Raw genomic sequence first — 13,724 nt, forward strand, 5'->3', positions numbered from 1 at the left:
AAATATAGGAGGCTAGTAATGAAGAATCATTGGATACACTTTTTCTCAGGGGTTGTAACAGTAAAAGTTAGTGGGAAGGGTCTTGAGAGGTTTTTAAACTCTCTCATGAGAGAAGAGATTCTTATCTGGCATGTTAAGAGGCACGGAACAGCAACCATGATTTTCAAAATAAGACTGGAAGATGTTCATAATATGAGACGTGTTGTAAGGAACTCCGATTGTAAAGTCGAGTTCCTACAAAGATCCGGTTTACCTTTTTTCGTTAAACAATTAATTAGTAACAGTGGTTTTTTGATTGGTGCAGCATTGTTTTTTGCGGTTGTATTACTTTTATCTAATATGGTTTGGGGAATAGAGATAAAAGGAGCTAACCCTGCAACGGAATATAAGATTCGAAAAGAATTGGACTCGATAGGCGTTAAAACTGGACAACTTCAATTCTTCATAGGAAATCCAGAGTCTATACAAAGAAGTTTAACCAACAGTATTCAAGAAATTACTTGGGTTGGAGTGGAGTTAGAGGGGACAACCTACCACCTACAAGTAGTTGAAAAAAATGAACCGGAAAAACCAGAAAAACTGGGACCAAGGAATATCATTGCAAAAAAGAAAGCAGTTATTGTTGATATGTTTGTGGAAGAGGGGAAGCCTGTTGTCGAGGTAAATGACTATGTTGAAGCGGGAGATTTATTAGTATCTGGTCTTTTAGGTAATGAAGAGGAAACAAAATCAGTTTCAGCCAAAGGGAAGGTTTACGGAGAAACTTGGTACAAGTCTCAAGTGACCTTACCATTAAAAAGTACCTTCCAAGTGTTTAATGGGAACGAAAAAATAAAACATTTTATAAAAATAGGCAAACTCCCTATAAATATTTGGGGATTTGGAAAAGTGCCTTTCAGTCAACATGAATTAGAAGCTAACGAAAAGAAAGTTAAATTCTTAAAATGGACCTTGCCAGTTAGTTATATTATGGAAACTTATAGGGAAAGTGAGAAGGAAACAAGAATTTATACGAGATCTGAGGCCATTGAAGTTGCAAAAGAAATGGCGAGAAAAGATATAAAAAACGGCTTACCTGAAGATGCTAGTATTAAAGGTGAAAAAGTTTTGCACCATTCCATAGAGAATGGTAAAGTTAACCTATCAATACATTTCCAAGTTATTGAGAATATTGCAGAAGGACAACCAATAATTCAAGGAGACTCGGAATGACAGAGGATTTAAAAACCATTAATGTAAAATTAGAAGATCCAAATGAAGCAATATCTTTACTAGGTAATGGAGATTCAAATTTAAAAATTATTGAGCAAGAGCTGAATGTCTCGATCGTAACTAGAGGAGAAAATGTTAGTGTCTCAGGTAGCTTAGAGGATGTGGAACTCGTTACCGGTGTCATTGAACAACTTCTATATGTTATTCGAAAAGGAATCAGTATAAGTCAAAGGGATGTTATTTACGCAGTCCAAATGGCTAAAAAAGGACAACTTGATTATTTTAAAGATATATACGAAGAAGAAATAACGAAGAATGCAAAAGGAAAGTCGATCCGTGTAAAAACACTGGGTCAAAGACATTATGTTACAGCTATTAAAGAAATAGACCTTGTATTTGGAATTGGCCCAGCTGGTACTGGAAAAACCTATCTAGCTGTTGTAATGGCTGTTAATGCGCTTAAGAATGGATTTGTAAAGCGAATTATTCTAACACGACCTGCGGTAGAAGCTGGCGAGAGCTTAGGGTTTTTACCAGGGGACCTAAAAGAAAAAGTCGACCCTTATTTAAGACCTTTATATGATGCTCTAAATGACATCTTAGGTGCAGAACACACCCAGAGAATGATTGAAAGAGGAACGATTGAAATTGCACCACTTGCCTATATGCGCGGTAGAACATTAGATGATGCGTTTGTTATTTTAGATGAAGCCCAAAATACGACCGAAGCTCAAATGAAAATGTTTCTAACACGATTAGGTTTTGGTTCTAAAATGGTTATCACAGGTGACAAAACACAGGTTGATCTACCAAGAGGAGTAAAATCAGGGCTATTAAGTGCTGAGAACATCTTGAAAAATGTTAAAGGTGTTTCCATCATTCATCTTGAACAAAGTGACGTGGTCCGACATCCGTTGGTAGCAAGAATTATTCAGGCATACGAATCGAACAAACAAGAATAACCACTCGGCTACCGAGTGGTTTTTTAATAGGTCTTATACTTTAGGATTATTTTTCCATTTTTAATGGTGTATTCTTTTATTTAAGGGTGAAACTTGTACGAAAAACTGTTATCATTTTACGTAATAATATTTTTTCAGAGATATGTACTAAAAAAATCTTTAAAGCTAGAAGGTGAAGGTTCAGGTAGGAGGAAAAAGAATGGATAAAGTTCAACAACAACTATCTAAAATACGTACCTTATTAGATATAACTTTTTTTAGAGTTTTATTATTTGTCCTATTAGGAGCTATTCTTTATTTAACCATGTACAACAATGTTAAACCTGAAAAATTAGATTTAAAGCTCCTAACGGTTGCAGAGAGAACCATACGGTCACCGATTACAATCGAGGATAAAATTAGTACGGAAAAGAAAAGGACCGAGGCGGAAGAACAAGTTTCAGATGTATATGTTGTTAAGAAAGAGATAGCGGAAAATCGTGCGGACTTAATTACGTCCATCTTTAACACAGCTGTTGAGGTCAATGCAGAAGTGAAAACTTACATAGAAGAGTTGAGACTACAGGCTGAAGAATCGGGAGATGAGCCAGAGTCTGTCAAAGAGCCATCTATTGAAGAAAAAGTAAATAGGATGAAAGATAAATTAACCGAAGATGTCACGAAAGAGATTTCCGATTCTGTTTTTGCAGCTTTATTAAATACTCCTAAAGAGGAACTTACTATAGCAAAGGACTTAACCGTTACTGCGATTAATCGTGTTATGAGTAAAAAGCTACCGGCTGCTGAAGTAGAAAATGGGAAGAAACGAGTGGAAGAGGAACTGAAATATACTTCTTTAAGCAATCCGCTTAGAAATGCAGCCATTGACTTAGGAAGATATGCAGTAATTCAAAATGAATTTTTTGATTTGGCTGCCACTCAAGAACTCCGTCACCAGGCAAAAGAAAGTGTAGAGCCAGTCAAAATTCTTCAAGGGCAAATTATTGTTGAGGAGAATCAGCTTATAAGCACAGATATTTATAGGCAGCTTGAATTAGTCGGATTGTTAGATAATAAACATTCGGTTAAACCGTTTGTTGGTTTGGCGATTATTATCGGTATTATTTTGTTAGCCATGTATTACTATTTTCACGAATTAAACATTAAAAATGAAACAAAGCAGAGTTACTTACTCCTCTTTAGTCTAATCTTTCTTTTATCCATTGTTCTCCTAAAGGGAATTAGCTTTTTACAACAATTTGAATTCTCTGAGGTCGGATACTTCTTCCCGGCTGCACTGGGAGCTATGCTAATAAAGATATTAATTGATGAGCGATTAGCAGTATTATGGACCATAATACTGGCCATTTGTGGAAGTATAATATTTAGTGAAGGAATTACAGGTACTCTCCATATCAATATGGGAATTTATATTATTTGTAGCGGATTAGCTGGGATTTTATTCTTAAGTAAGCAAAACCAGAGGACAAAAATCTTACAGGCAGGCTTATTTGTTTCGTTTATAAACTTGGCTGTTATCCTTTCATTAATATTTTTAAATAACGGTCACTATGATAGTGTGGAATATGCATTTTATGTATTTGCTGCAATTGTGTCTGGTGTAACCTCTGCGGTTTTAACAATAGGTCTATTACCATTTTTTGAAGCTGGTTTTGGTATACTATCGACCATGAGATTAATCGAACTTTCTAATCCGAATCATCCTTTACTTCGAAAAATTTTAACAGAGGCACCAGGTACTTACCATCATAGTGTAATGGTTGCCAATTTAGCAGAGTCGGCTTGTGAAGCGATTGGAGCAAATGGCTTATTAGCAAGAGTAGGATGTTATTATCACGATATCGGAAAAACAAAGAGACCACAATTCTTCATTGAAAATCAGATTAATATTGAGAATCCGCATGATCGATTGCCACCGCAAACGAGTAAGAATATTATTATCGCACATGCAATAGACGGGGCTGAGTTACTCAGGAAACATAAGCTCCCTAGAGAAATTGTTGATATTGCTGAGCAGCACCATGGTACAACGTTATTGAAGTTCTTCTATCATAAGGCTAAGAATAACGGGCTTGAGGTTACGGAAGAGGAATATCGCTATCCTGGGCCGAAAGCTCAAACAAAAGAAATTGCCATCATTGGGATTGCAGATAGTGTGGAGGCGGCTGTACGTTCTATGTCTCACCCCACTCACGAGCAAATTGAAGGCTTGGTAAAAAATATTATTGCAGATCGCTTGCAAGACGGTCAGTTAAATGAATGTGATTTAACATTGAAAGAATTACAAACAGTGGCTAATACATTATGCGAGACTTTGAAGGGGATTTTCCATTCAAGAATTGAATATCCAGAAATGAATAAGCAGAAGGTGAATTAAACAATGAAACTAGAAATTGATTTTTTAGATGAGACGAATGAATTAACAGAAGAACAGATTGAGACGATTGAAAAATTGCTTAATTTTGCTGCTGATAAAGAAAATATTGAAACAGGTAGTGAGGTTTCGGTAACCTTTGTTTCAAATGAAAAAATCCAAGAAATCAATAGAGAATATCGTGGGAAAGATCAACCTACTGATGTCATTTCCTTTGCTCTAGAAGAAATGGGGGAAGGGGAGATTGAAGTCAGTGGAGGGCATATGCCTAGAATATTAGGCGATATTATTATTTCCGTTACTAGGACAAAAGAGCAGGCAGAAGATTATGGTCATTCGTTTTTAAGAGAGCTTGGATTTCTATCCGTGCATGGATTCCTTCATTTATTAGGGTACGATCATGAGAATGAGGAAGACGAAAAAATCATGTTTGATCGCCAAAGGGAAATATTAGATGAGTTCGGATTACAAAGATAAACGCCCCTTTCGTTCGAGTGGAGTATTAGATTCTTTTAAACACGCCTTAACGGGGATATTTTCTGCTATATTACATGAACGGAACATACAAATTCATTTAGTCATATCTTTTGTTGTTGTCGTACTGGGTTTGTTTTTTAGAATAACACCAATAGAATGGATTTTAATCTCCTTTGCTATTGGAGGGGTTATCAGCTTAGAACTAGTCAATACAGCTATTGAAAGAGTGGTTGACCTAGTAACGGAAGAATACCATCCTTTGGCCAAACAAGCAAAAGATATTGCCGCTGGGGCTGTACTGATTTATGCTTTACTATCTGTAATTGTGGGGTTCATTATATTCTTTCCAAAATTAATAAATATGTTTTTATTGTGAAAGGCTGCAATACTAAAAGCAGTCTTTCTTTGTTTAATTATAAAAAAATATAAGCTTTTTGAAGTTAGACAACTGTCTAGCTCCAGCGCCTAGCCCCTCGAGGTCAAATAACCTTCCATCCTAAAAGTCAAAAACCAGACTTTTAGGATGGAAGAACATTTGCTTGTCGGGGCTGACCAAGGCGTTTGCGCTTTTCTTATATTTATATAAATTTGAAAACGCTCCCCAAAAACGATAAAATGACAGAGAAATAAAACCATCGTAGATTTTATTTTTTAGAAAATTCAAATTTTTTTATTACGATTTTGCTACAAACGATGAAATCCCAATAAAAATAAGGTAAAATATAGAGGAGAGCAGTACTCTTCTATATTAAGAAAGGGAAGATGGACTGTGAACATTGAGTTATTAATTGAAGAGGCAAAGAAGGCCAGAGAGAAAGCATATGTACCTTATTCAAAATTTAAGGTAGGTGCAGCCATTTTAACAGAAGATGGCAAGGTATATCATGGCTGTAACATTGAGAACGCTGGCTATAGCATGACTAATTGTGCAGAAAGAACAGGTTTATTCAAGGCTTATTCTGAGGGAGACCGTTCAATCAAGATGATTGCTGTTGTAGCAGATACAGATGGCCCAGTGTCACCTTGTGGCGCATGCCGTCAAGTTATATCAGAATTGTGCCCAAAAGACATGAAAGTGGTTTTAACGAACCTAAAAGGGGATATTAAGGAAATAACAGTCGAAGATTTGCTTCCAGGCGCATTTTCACCGGAGGATTTAAATGATTAACAACGAAAAAAATAATCAAGCACATAAATCAGGTTTTATATCTATTATTGGACGTCCTAACGTTGGAAAATCAACATTTCTAAATAGAGTCATTGGACAAAAAATTGCTATTATGAGCGACAAACCTCAAACAACACGCAACAAAGTTCAAGGGGTTTTAACAACGGAAGATGCTCAGTTAATTTTTATCGACACACCAGGTATTCATAAGCCGAAGCATAAACTCGGTGATTTTATGATGAAAGTTGCTCAAAACACATTAAAAGGTGTAGATCTAGTTTTATTCATGGTTAATGCGGAAGAAGGTTTCGGTCGAGGCGAGGAATTTATTCTAGAAAAGTTCCAAACAGTAAACACACCTATTTTTCTTGTCATTAATAAAATCGATCAAATACACCCTGATAATCTATTTAAGATTATCGATTCATACAAGGAAAAGTACAACTTTGCAGAGATTGTTCCTATTTCCGCGTTAGAAGGGAATAACGTTGAATCTTTACTTGAGCAAATTAAGAAGTATATGCCGGAAGGACCACAATACTATCCAGCTGACCAAGTAACGGACCATCCAGAAAGATTTATTGTCTCTGAATTGATAAGAGAAAAGGCGTTACACCTTACAAGAGAAGAAATTCCTCATTCATTAGCTGTTGTCATTGAAAAAATGGAGCGCTTGGAAGACAAGGATGTTGTTCATGTCATGGCAACCATCATTATAGAAAGAGATTCTCAAAAAGGTATTATCATTGGAAAACAAGGCAGTATGCTTAAAGAAATTGGTAAGAGAGCTAGAATGGATATTGAGAATCTTCTTGGAACGAAAGTATTCCTAGAACTTTGGGTGAAGGTACAGAAGGATTGGCGTAATAAGATGTCACAACTAAGAGACTTCGGTTTCCGTGAAGATGAGTACTAATAGTAAGGCTATTTTCAACACTTTGTACAGTCACTATTAGGTCACTAATAAATAAGCCCTATTTAAAGTATTATCTTTAAAATAAGAATATGCATGGTTTTCATTTACAATATTTTCGTCTCATGATTTTTAGTTGACATGGCTATGATAAGTTTAAGGATTTGGGATTGAGGTTGCTAGTCAAAAATTGAAAGGTGGGGGTTTTTGATGTTAGATCTTACCTGGAAGGTGTTTACTCAAACAGGTAACATTGACACGTATCTTCTTTTTAAGGAATTAGAGAAGGAGAATCAAGAAATACCCGGAAATCAGGACGAAGCACTAGCAGAGGTTGATTTTCCCATCTCATAGTTTGTCTAACAGGGATGGTGACTATAGATGCTTCATAAGTTTGAGGGCATCGTCATTAGAACAAACAATTATGCTGAAACAAATAAGGTAGTTACGTTATATACCCGTGAAGGGGGAAAGGTTGGAGTGATGGCAAGAGGTGCAAAGAAGCCGAATAGTCGGCTTTCAGCTGTCACCCAACTTTTTACATACGGAAGCTTTTTGGTCCAGTCAGGAAGTGGCCTAGGAACTCTCCAACAAGGCGAAATCATCACCTCCTTCCGCTCCATAAAAGAGGATATATTCTTAACTGCTTATGCAAGTTATATGATTGATTTAACTGATAAGAGTACAGAGGAAAAGAAACCAAATCCGTATTTGTTTGAACTTTTATATCAATCTTTGAATTATATTAATGAGGGCTATGACCCTGAAATATTATCGAATATTTTTGAAATGAAAATGCTTAATACATTAGGTCTTTACCCAGTTTTAGATAAATGTTCTGTTTGTGGGAGTACAGATGGGCACTTTTCTTTTTCCATTAGAGAAGGGGGACTTATTTGTCATCGTTGCATTGAAAAAGACCCTTACCATTTAAAGATTACTCCAGCAACAGTTAAACTGCTTAGGGTCTTTTATTTCTTTGATATATCTAGATTAGGTAATATTAATGTTAAAAGTGAAACGAAGGCTGAGTTAAAAAAAGTCATTACAGCTTACTATGATGAATACTCTGGTCTAAGTTTAAAAACGAAGAAATTTCTTAACCAGTTAGATCAGTTGAGTAATTTAAAATGAAAAACTTTGACCTTATTATTGACATTGAAATTTCTTTTCGTTATGATTCAAATTAAAACTAAGCCTTTCACTAAATAACTTATCTCATAATTATTTGCGTTGATGGAAAGGAGTACTTAACCTCCTCTATAAAAGCGATTCTAGGATGGTGTGAGCTAGAAAATAGAGCGTTAAGGAAGGGCATTCCTGAGCAATTTTTGTGTGTATTCACACTTAAGGTGGCTGCAAATGGCAGCAAATAGGGTGGAACCGCGGGTAAACTCTCGTCCCTATGCTTCGTGCATAGAGACGGGAGTTTTTTGTTTTTTCCGAATTGCCGAAAGTGAGTGGTTTAAAATGATTTTAAATTTTACGGAGGTGTCATTATGAACATACAAAATATGATTTTAACTTTACAGAAACATTGGTCAGATCAAGGATGTATTTTGATGCAAGCTTATGACGTGGAAAAAGGGGCAGGAACGATGAGTCCATATACGTTCCTTCGTGCAATAGGTCCAGAGCCTTGGAATGTTGCCTACGTAGAACCTTCACGTAGACCGGCTGATGGTCGTTATGGAGAAAACCCAAATCGTTTGTATCAACATCATCAATTTCAAGTAATCATGAAACCTTCACCTGATAATATTCAGGAACTCTACCTTGACTCATTACGAGCACTTGGGATTAACCCATTAGAGCATGACATCCGTTTTGTTGAAGATAACTGGGAAAATCCTTCATTAGGTTGTGCAGGTTTAGGGTGGGAAGTATGGCTTGATGGGATGGAAATCACCCAATTTACCTACTTCCAACAGGTTGGTGGACTTGAGTGTAAACCAGTTTCAGTTGAAATCACATATGGTATTGAGAGATTAGCTTCGTATATTCAAGATAAAGAAAATGTATTTGATTTAGAGTGGACTAATGGCTTTACAATTCGTGATATTTTTTATCAGCCAGAATTTGAACACTCAAAATACACATTTGAAACTTCTGATCCTGAAATGTTATTCAACTTATTTAACATTTATGAAAAAGAAGCACATCGACAAATGGACGAGGGACTAGTGCACCCTGCTTATGATTATGTCTTAAAGTGCTCTCATGTTTTTAATATTCTAGATGCAAGAGGCTCCATTTCAGTAACAGAGCGTACGGGTTATATCGGTCGCTGTCGTAACTTAGCCAGGAAGGTAGCGAAAACTTTCTATGAAGAGCGTGAAAAGCTAGGTTTCCCAATTTTAAAAGGTAAGGAGGAAAATAGCCATGAGTAAAAGAGATTTATTACTTGAAATCGGTTTAGAAGAATTACCAGCAAGGTTTGTAACTAACTCAATGAACCAGTTAAAGGACAAAGTGCAAGCTTGGTTAGAAGAAAAGAAAATTAGCTTTTATGAAGTTAAAGCTTTTTCTACTCCTAGACGTTTAGCTGTTTTAGTAACTGGTGTGAGTGAAGCACAAGAGGATATAGAAGAGGAAGCAAAAGGGCCAGCAAGAAAGATTGCTTTGAGTGAAGACGGTGAATGGTCTAAAGCGGCAATGGGCTTTACTAGAGGCCAAGGAATGACGGTTGAAGATATTTATTTTAAAGAAATAAATGGCGTAGAGTATGCTCACGTAAACAAATTTATAAAAGGTCAGGAAACGGTTACTCTTTTTCCAGAGTTAAAAAATATTGTTACAAACCTTACATTCCCTAAAAATATGCGCTGGGCTAATGAAGAGTTACGCTATATTAGACCGATTAAATGGCTAGTACTTCTTTTTGGTCATGAAGTCATTCCGTTTGAAATTGCAGGAGTTCACACTAGCAATTGGACGTTAGGACATCGCTTCTTAGGAGAGAAGATCGAGATTACTTCTCCTGAAAATTATGTTAGGGACTTACTTGGCCAGCATGTTATTGTCGATTCAGTGCAAAGAAAAGAAGGCATTGTAGCTCAACTTGAAAAGATAGAAGAAGAGAATAATTGGGTCATACCAATTGATGAAGATTTACTTGAAGAGGTAAATAACCTAGTGGAATATCCAACGGCTTTATTTGGACGTTTTGAAGAAGAGTTCCTTGAATTACCTGAAGGAGTTTTAGTCACCTCTATGAAGGAGCATCAGCGTTATTTTCCGGTTAAATCAAAAGAGGGCAAACTACTACCTTTCTTTGTAACAGTAAGAAATGGAGATCATCAACATTTAGAAACCGTTGCTAAAGGAAATGAGAAAGTATTAAGAGCAAGGCTTGCCGATGCAGCATTCTTCTATCGTGAGGATCAAAAAACGTTAATTGAAGATGCTTTACAAAAGCTTGAAAATATCGTTTACCATGAAGAAATTGGTACATTAGCTAATAAAGTAAAGCGAGTACGTAAATTAACAAATGTCTTAACGGAAAAACTTGCATTCTCTGCTGATGAAAAAGGAATTGCAGACCGTGCAGCGGAAATTAGTAAGTTTGATTTAGTTTCTCATATGGTTTATGAGTTTCCTGAGCTACAAGGATTTATGGGAGAAAAATATGCCATTCAAAAAGGTGAGAGCAATGAAGTCGCTAAGGCAATCAACGAACATTACATGCCAAGAAATGCTGAAGACTCAGTGGCAGAATCCAATCCAGGGGCTGTCTTAGCGGTTGCTGAGAAGCTGGATACAATCGTATCATTCTTTGCTATTGGTACCATTCCAAGTGGCTCACAAGATCCATATGCCCTAAGACGTCAAGCAACAGGCATTGTTCAGACATTAATTCGTAAAAATTGGGACATTAAATTAGAAGAATTACTAGAAGATGCATTAAGTCTAGTTGGTGAAGCAGAAATTAATAAGACTGAGTTAACTGAAGTGAAAACAAATCTACTTTCATTCTTCAAACTCCGTCTAAAACATTTCTTACAAGAACAAGGAATTCGTTATGATTTAATTGATGCTGTCCTAGCTGACGAAGTAGGGGTTGTTTCATCACTTGTTCGTAAAGCTCATGTTTTAAACGCTAAAAAAGAGCAAGATGGATTTAAAGAAGATATGGAATCATTAAGCCGAATTCTAAACATTTCTAATAAAGCTGAGAATGTAGGAGCAATTAATATCGAGATTTTTGAAAACCAATATGAAAAAGATTTATACGAAAAATTCCAAGTAATTAGTAATCAAGTTTCGAATTTAGTGAATGAAGAAGAGTACTTCCAGTTGCTCACATCCATGAGACCAGAAATCGATGAATATTTTAATAACACCATGGTTATGGCCGAAGATTTAAAGATTCGTGAAAACCGCTTAAACCTTATGTTTGCCATTGCTCAAGTCATTAAGCAGTTTGCTCATGTAAATGAGGTAATTGTAAAATAGTTAGAACACTTGAGGAACTTTACAAGAATAAAATATTGAGAGCCTATCCAGAAGGGATAAGGCTCTCATCATTCATACACTTTAGTTTTAATCACTGCTCAAAATAAAAACTATTCTTTTCATTTTGAATAAATAGTATATAATATTTCTTATAAAAGTATAACATTATTAATCAATGGGCAACTAAGGTGGTGATTAAAATAGAACTTAACAAAAGGCAAGAATTAATTTTACAGATTGTAAAAGAGAATGGGCCAATCACCGGTGAACACATAGCAGATCGACTTAATCTAACTAGAGCCACTTTACGACCGGATTTAGCTATTTTAACAATGGCGGGCTACTTAGATGCAAGGCCTCGAGTTGGCTATTTTTATACAGGAAAGTCTGGGACGCAGCTACTTACTGAAAACCTACAAAAATTATATGTTAAAGACTATCAATCCATTCCTGTCGTTGTAAACGATAGTGTCTCTGTGTACGATGCTATTGTAACCATGTTTTTGGAAGATGTAGGGACTCTGTTTGTTGTTGACCATTCTTCCTTATTGGCAGGAGTTTTATCTAGAAAAGATTTATTAAGAGCGAGCATAGGAAATCAGGACTTATCTACACTTCCAGTAAATATTATTATGACTAGAATGCCGAACGTTACCATGTGCCAGAAGGATGACCTTTTAATCGATGTAGCCCAAAAGCTAATTGAAAAACAGATAGATGCGATGCCGGTTGTTAAACCGAATGAAAATGGATACGAAGTGACCGGAAGAATAACAAAGACTAATTTAACGAAAGCATTTCTTGCTCTCGCAAAAGATGATTAGGACTTTATATCAAAAGTTTCATATAATTTGAAATAGAAATGGTATAAAAATCATTGTGTAATAGACCATATAGTAAAAAATATTGTAGAAGGGGGATGGTACTAGGAATGGGAGAAATGCCAGTCATTTATGTAGTGTCTGACTCTGTTGGTGAAACAGCTGAGCTTGTTACGAAAGCGGCAATAAGCCAATTTGACGGTAACAGTGTAACGATAAAAAGGTTTCCCTATGTAGAAGACCATACGCATATTGATGAAGTAATGTCATTAGTTAAGTTAGATCAAGGCATGATTGCATATACATTAGTAAAACCTGATATGCGCAAATATCTTCGTGAATTATCGTTAAAAGAGGGAGTATATGCTTTTGATATTATTGGTCCTCTTATGGATCAAATCCAAAAGGCATCTGGCAAACAGCCTCTTTTCGAACCTGGTTTAGTTAGGAAGCTAGATGAGGACTATTTTAAGAAAGTCGAAGCCATTGAGTTTGCTGTAAAGTATGACGATGGAAGAGACCCACGTGGGATATTAAAAGCAGATATCGTACTTATAGGAGTTTCAAGAACATCAAAAACCCCTTTATCACAATACTTAGCGCATAAAAGATTAAAAGTGGCTAATGTCCCTTTAGTTCCAGAAGTAGATCCACCGGAAGAACTTTTTCGAGTTCCACCTGAAAAATGTTATGGATTAAAGATAATGCCGGATAAACTTAATAATATTCGCCGAGAAAGACTAATTTCTCTAGGCTTAAATGATAAAGCTAGTTATGCAAACATTGAGCGGATTAAAGAAGAAATCACCTATTTTGATAAAATTGTTTCGAGAATCGGCTGTAAAGTAATTGATGTTACAAACAAAGCAGTAGAAGAAACAGCGAATGTTGTTTTAAATTATTATCAAAATAAAATCTAAAAAATTAAGCACATGATCACGTGTGCTTTTTCTTTTTGTTCGAGAAAATATTATTTTAACTTTTTTGGTATTTTTTTTGAGTTTAGAGAGTATAAAATATTTAGTGAAAAACAATGGAAAAAACAAAAATTCTATACTATAATAAAAAATTGTGATAAAAATGTTCATAATAGGTTTAGACTTAGGCAAGAACGAATAAACTATTTATTGTCAGAAGTCAAGAAGTATGAGTAAAAAAAAATCGACAAATACTCAATTTTAAAAGTTATTCTTTTTTTTTGAAGGATTATGTGGAGTGATGTAGAATATTTAGTACATTAAGGAATTCAACAATCCTTGTAGATGCAGATTCATGTCCAGTGAAAGAAGAAATTGTCGAAATAGCTAATGACTTTCAATAAAAGTCATCTTCATAGCGTCAT

The 13,724-nt window shown here is 35.6% G+C and carries 13 protein-coding genes and 1 other annotated feature; all 13 genes read left to right on the forward strand.

The window, feature by feature from the left end:
* Nucleotides 1-18: 18 nt before the first annotated feature.
* The 13 genes from yqfD (at nt 19) to SM124_RS04215 (ending at nt 13,302) form a co-directional block, all read left to right on the forward strand.
* Nucleotides 19-1,212: a sporulation protein YqfD gene (gene yqfD / locus SM124_RS04155; protein ID WP_322445480.1), complete on the forward strand. Its 1,194-nt coding sequence runs from the start codon at nt 19-21 to the stop codon at nt 1,210-1,212.
* Nucleotides 1,209-2,174, forward strand: coding sequence for a PhoH family protein (locus tag SM124_RS04160; RefSeq protein WP_322445481.1), 966 nt, complete (start codon nt 1,209-1,211; stop codon nt 2,172-2,174). Before yqfD ends, SM124_RS04160 begins: the two co-directional genes overlap by 4 nt.
* 199 nt (nt 2,175-2,373) lie before the next feature.
* Nucleotides 2,374-4,551, forward strand: coding sequence for an HD family phosphohydrolase (locus SM124_RS04165; RefSeq protein WP_322445482.1), 2,178 nt, complete (start codon nt 2,374-2,376; stop codon nt 4,549-4,551).
* 3 nt (nt 4,552-4,554) lie between these two features.
* Nucleotides 4,555-5,025, forward strand: coding sequence for an rRNA maturation RNase YbeY (ybeY, locus tag SM124_RS04170; protein WP_322445483.1), 471 nt, complete (start codon nt 4,555-4,557; stop codon nt 5,023-5,025).
* On the forward strand, nt 5,003-5,401 hold the full coding sequence (locus SM124_RS04175; RefSeq protein ID WP_322445484.1) for a diacylglycerol kinase family protein: 399 nt from the start codon (nt 5,003-5,005) through the stop codon (nt 5,399-5,401). Before ybeY ends, SM124_RS04175 begins: the two co-directional genes overlap by 23 nt.
* A 393-nt stretch (nt 5,402-5,794) precedes the next feature.
* Entirely contained in the window at nt 5,795-6,193 is a 399-nt protein-coding gene (locus tag SM124_RS04180) for a cytidine deaminase (RefSeq protein WP_322445485.1), read from the forward strand.
* Nucleotides 6,186-7,109, forward strand: a complete 924-nt coding sequence (gene era, locus SM124_RS04185) for a GTPase Era (RefSeq protein ID WP_322445486.1) — start codon at nt 6,186-6,188, stop codon at nt 7,107-7,109. Before SM124_RS04180 ends, era begins: the two co-directional genes overlap by 8 nt.
* A gap of 207 nt (nt 7,110-7,316) precedes the next feature.
* Nucleotides 7,317-7,460 carry a YqzL family protein gene (locus SM124_RS04190; RefSeq protein WP_322445487.1) on the forward strand — a complete coding sequence of 48 codons (144 nt, stop codon included), beginning with the start codon at nt 7,317-7,319 and terminating at the stop codon, nt 7,458-7,460.
* A gap of 27 nt (nt 7,461-7,487) precedes the next feature.
* Complete coding sequence (gene recO / locus SM124_RS04195) at nt 7,488-8,240, forward strand: DNA repair protein RecO (RefSeq protein WP_322445488.1); 753 nt, start codon at nt 7,488-7,490, stop codon at nt 8,238-8,240.
* A gap of 90 nt (nt 8,241-8,330) precedes the next feature.
* Nucleotides 8,331-8,514, forward strand: a binding site (T-box leader).
* 91 nt (nt 8,515-8,605) lie between these two features.
* Nucleotides 8,606-9,496, forward strand: coding sequence for a glycine--tRNA ligase subunit alpha (gene glyQ, locus SM124_RS04200; RefSeq protein WP_322445489.1), 891 nt, complete (start codon nt 8,606-8,608; stop codon nt 9,494-9,496).
* Nucleotides 9,489-11,561, forward strand: a complete 2,073-nt coding sequence (gene glyS / locus SM124_RS04205; RefSeq protein WP_322445490.1) for a glycine--tRNA ligase subunit beta — start codon at nt 9,489-9,491, stop codon at nt 11,559-11,561. The genes glyQ and glyS overlap by 8 nt, the downstream gene beginning before the upstream one ends.
* A 188-nt stretch (nt 11,562-11,749) precedes the next feature.
* The gene (ccpN, locus tag SM124_RS04210) at nt 11,750-12,385 is read left to right on the forward strand and encodes a transcriptional regulator CcpN (RefSeq protein ID WP_322445491.1); all 636 of its coding nucleotides are present in this window, start codon (nt 11,750-11,752) and stop codon (nt 12,383-12,385) included.
* A 107-nt stretch (nt 12,386-12,492) separates the two neighbouring features.
* On the forward strand, nt 12,493-13,302 hold the full coding sequence (locus SM124_RS04215) for a pyruvate, water dikinase regulatory protein (protein ID WP_322445504.1): 810 nt from the start codon (nt 12,493-12,495) through the stop codon (nt 13,300-13,302).
* The last annotated feature ends 422 nt before the right edge of the window (nt 13,303-13,724 follow it).

The sequence above is a fragment of the Robertmurraya mangrovi genome, from assembly GCF_034427655.1.
Classification (GTDB): domain Bacteria; phylum Bacillota; class Bacilli; order Bacillales; family Cytobacillaceae; genus Robertmurraya_A; species Robertmurraya_A mangrovi.

Excerpts from the sequence above, each read along its gene's own strand:
- SM124_RS04160 (WP_322445481.1), top strand. The coding sequence starts at position 1,209 with ATGACAGAGGATTTAAAAACCATTAATGTAAAATTAGAAGATCCAAAT.
- SM124_RS04175 (WP_322445484.1), top strand. The coding sequence starts at position 5,003 with ATGAGTTCGGATTACAAAGATAAACGCCCCTTTCGTTCGAGTGGAGTA.
- yqfD (WP_322445480.1), top strand. The coding sequence starts at position 19 with ATGAAGAATCATTGGATACACTTTTTCTCAGGGGTTGTAACAGTAAAA.
- SM124_RS04190 (WP_322445487.1), top strand. The coding sequence starts at position 7,317 with ATGTTAGATCTTACCTGGAAGGTGTTTACTCAAACAGGTAACATTGAC.
- ybeY (WP_322445483.1), top strand. The coding sequence starts at position 4,555 with ATGAAACTAGAAATTGATTTTTTAGATGAGACGAATGAATTAACAGAA.
- glyS (WP_322445490.1), top strand. The coding sequence starts at position 9,489 with ATGAGTAAAAGAGATTTATTACTTGAAATCGGTTTAGAAGAATTACCA.
- recO (WP_322445488.1), top strand. The coding sequence starts at position 7,488 with ATGCTTCATAAGTTTGAGGGCATCGTCATTAGAACAAACAATTATGCT.
- glyQ (WP_322445489.1), top strand. The coding sequence starts at position 8,606 with ATGAACATACAAAATATGATTTTAACTTTACAGAAACATTGGTCAGAT.
- SM124_RS04165 (WP_322445482.1), top strand. The coding sequence starts at position 2,374 with ATGGATAAAGTTCAACAACAACTATCTAAAATACGTACCTTATTAGAT.
- era (WP_322445486.1), top strand. The coding sequence starts at position 6,186 with ATGATTAACAACGAAAAAAATAATCAAGCACATAAATCAGGTTTTATA.
- SM124_RS04215 (WP_322445504.1), top strand. The coding sequence starts at position 12,493 with ATGGGAGAAATGCCAGTCATTTATGTAGTGTCTGACTCTGTTGGTGAA.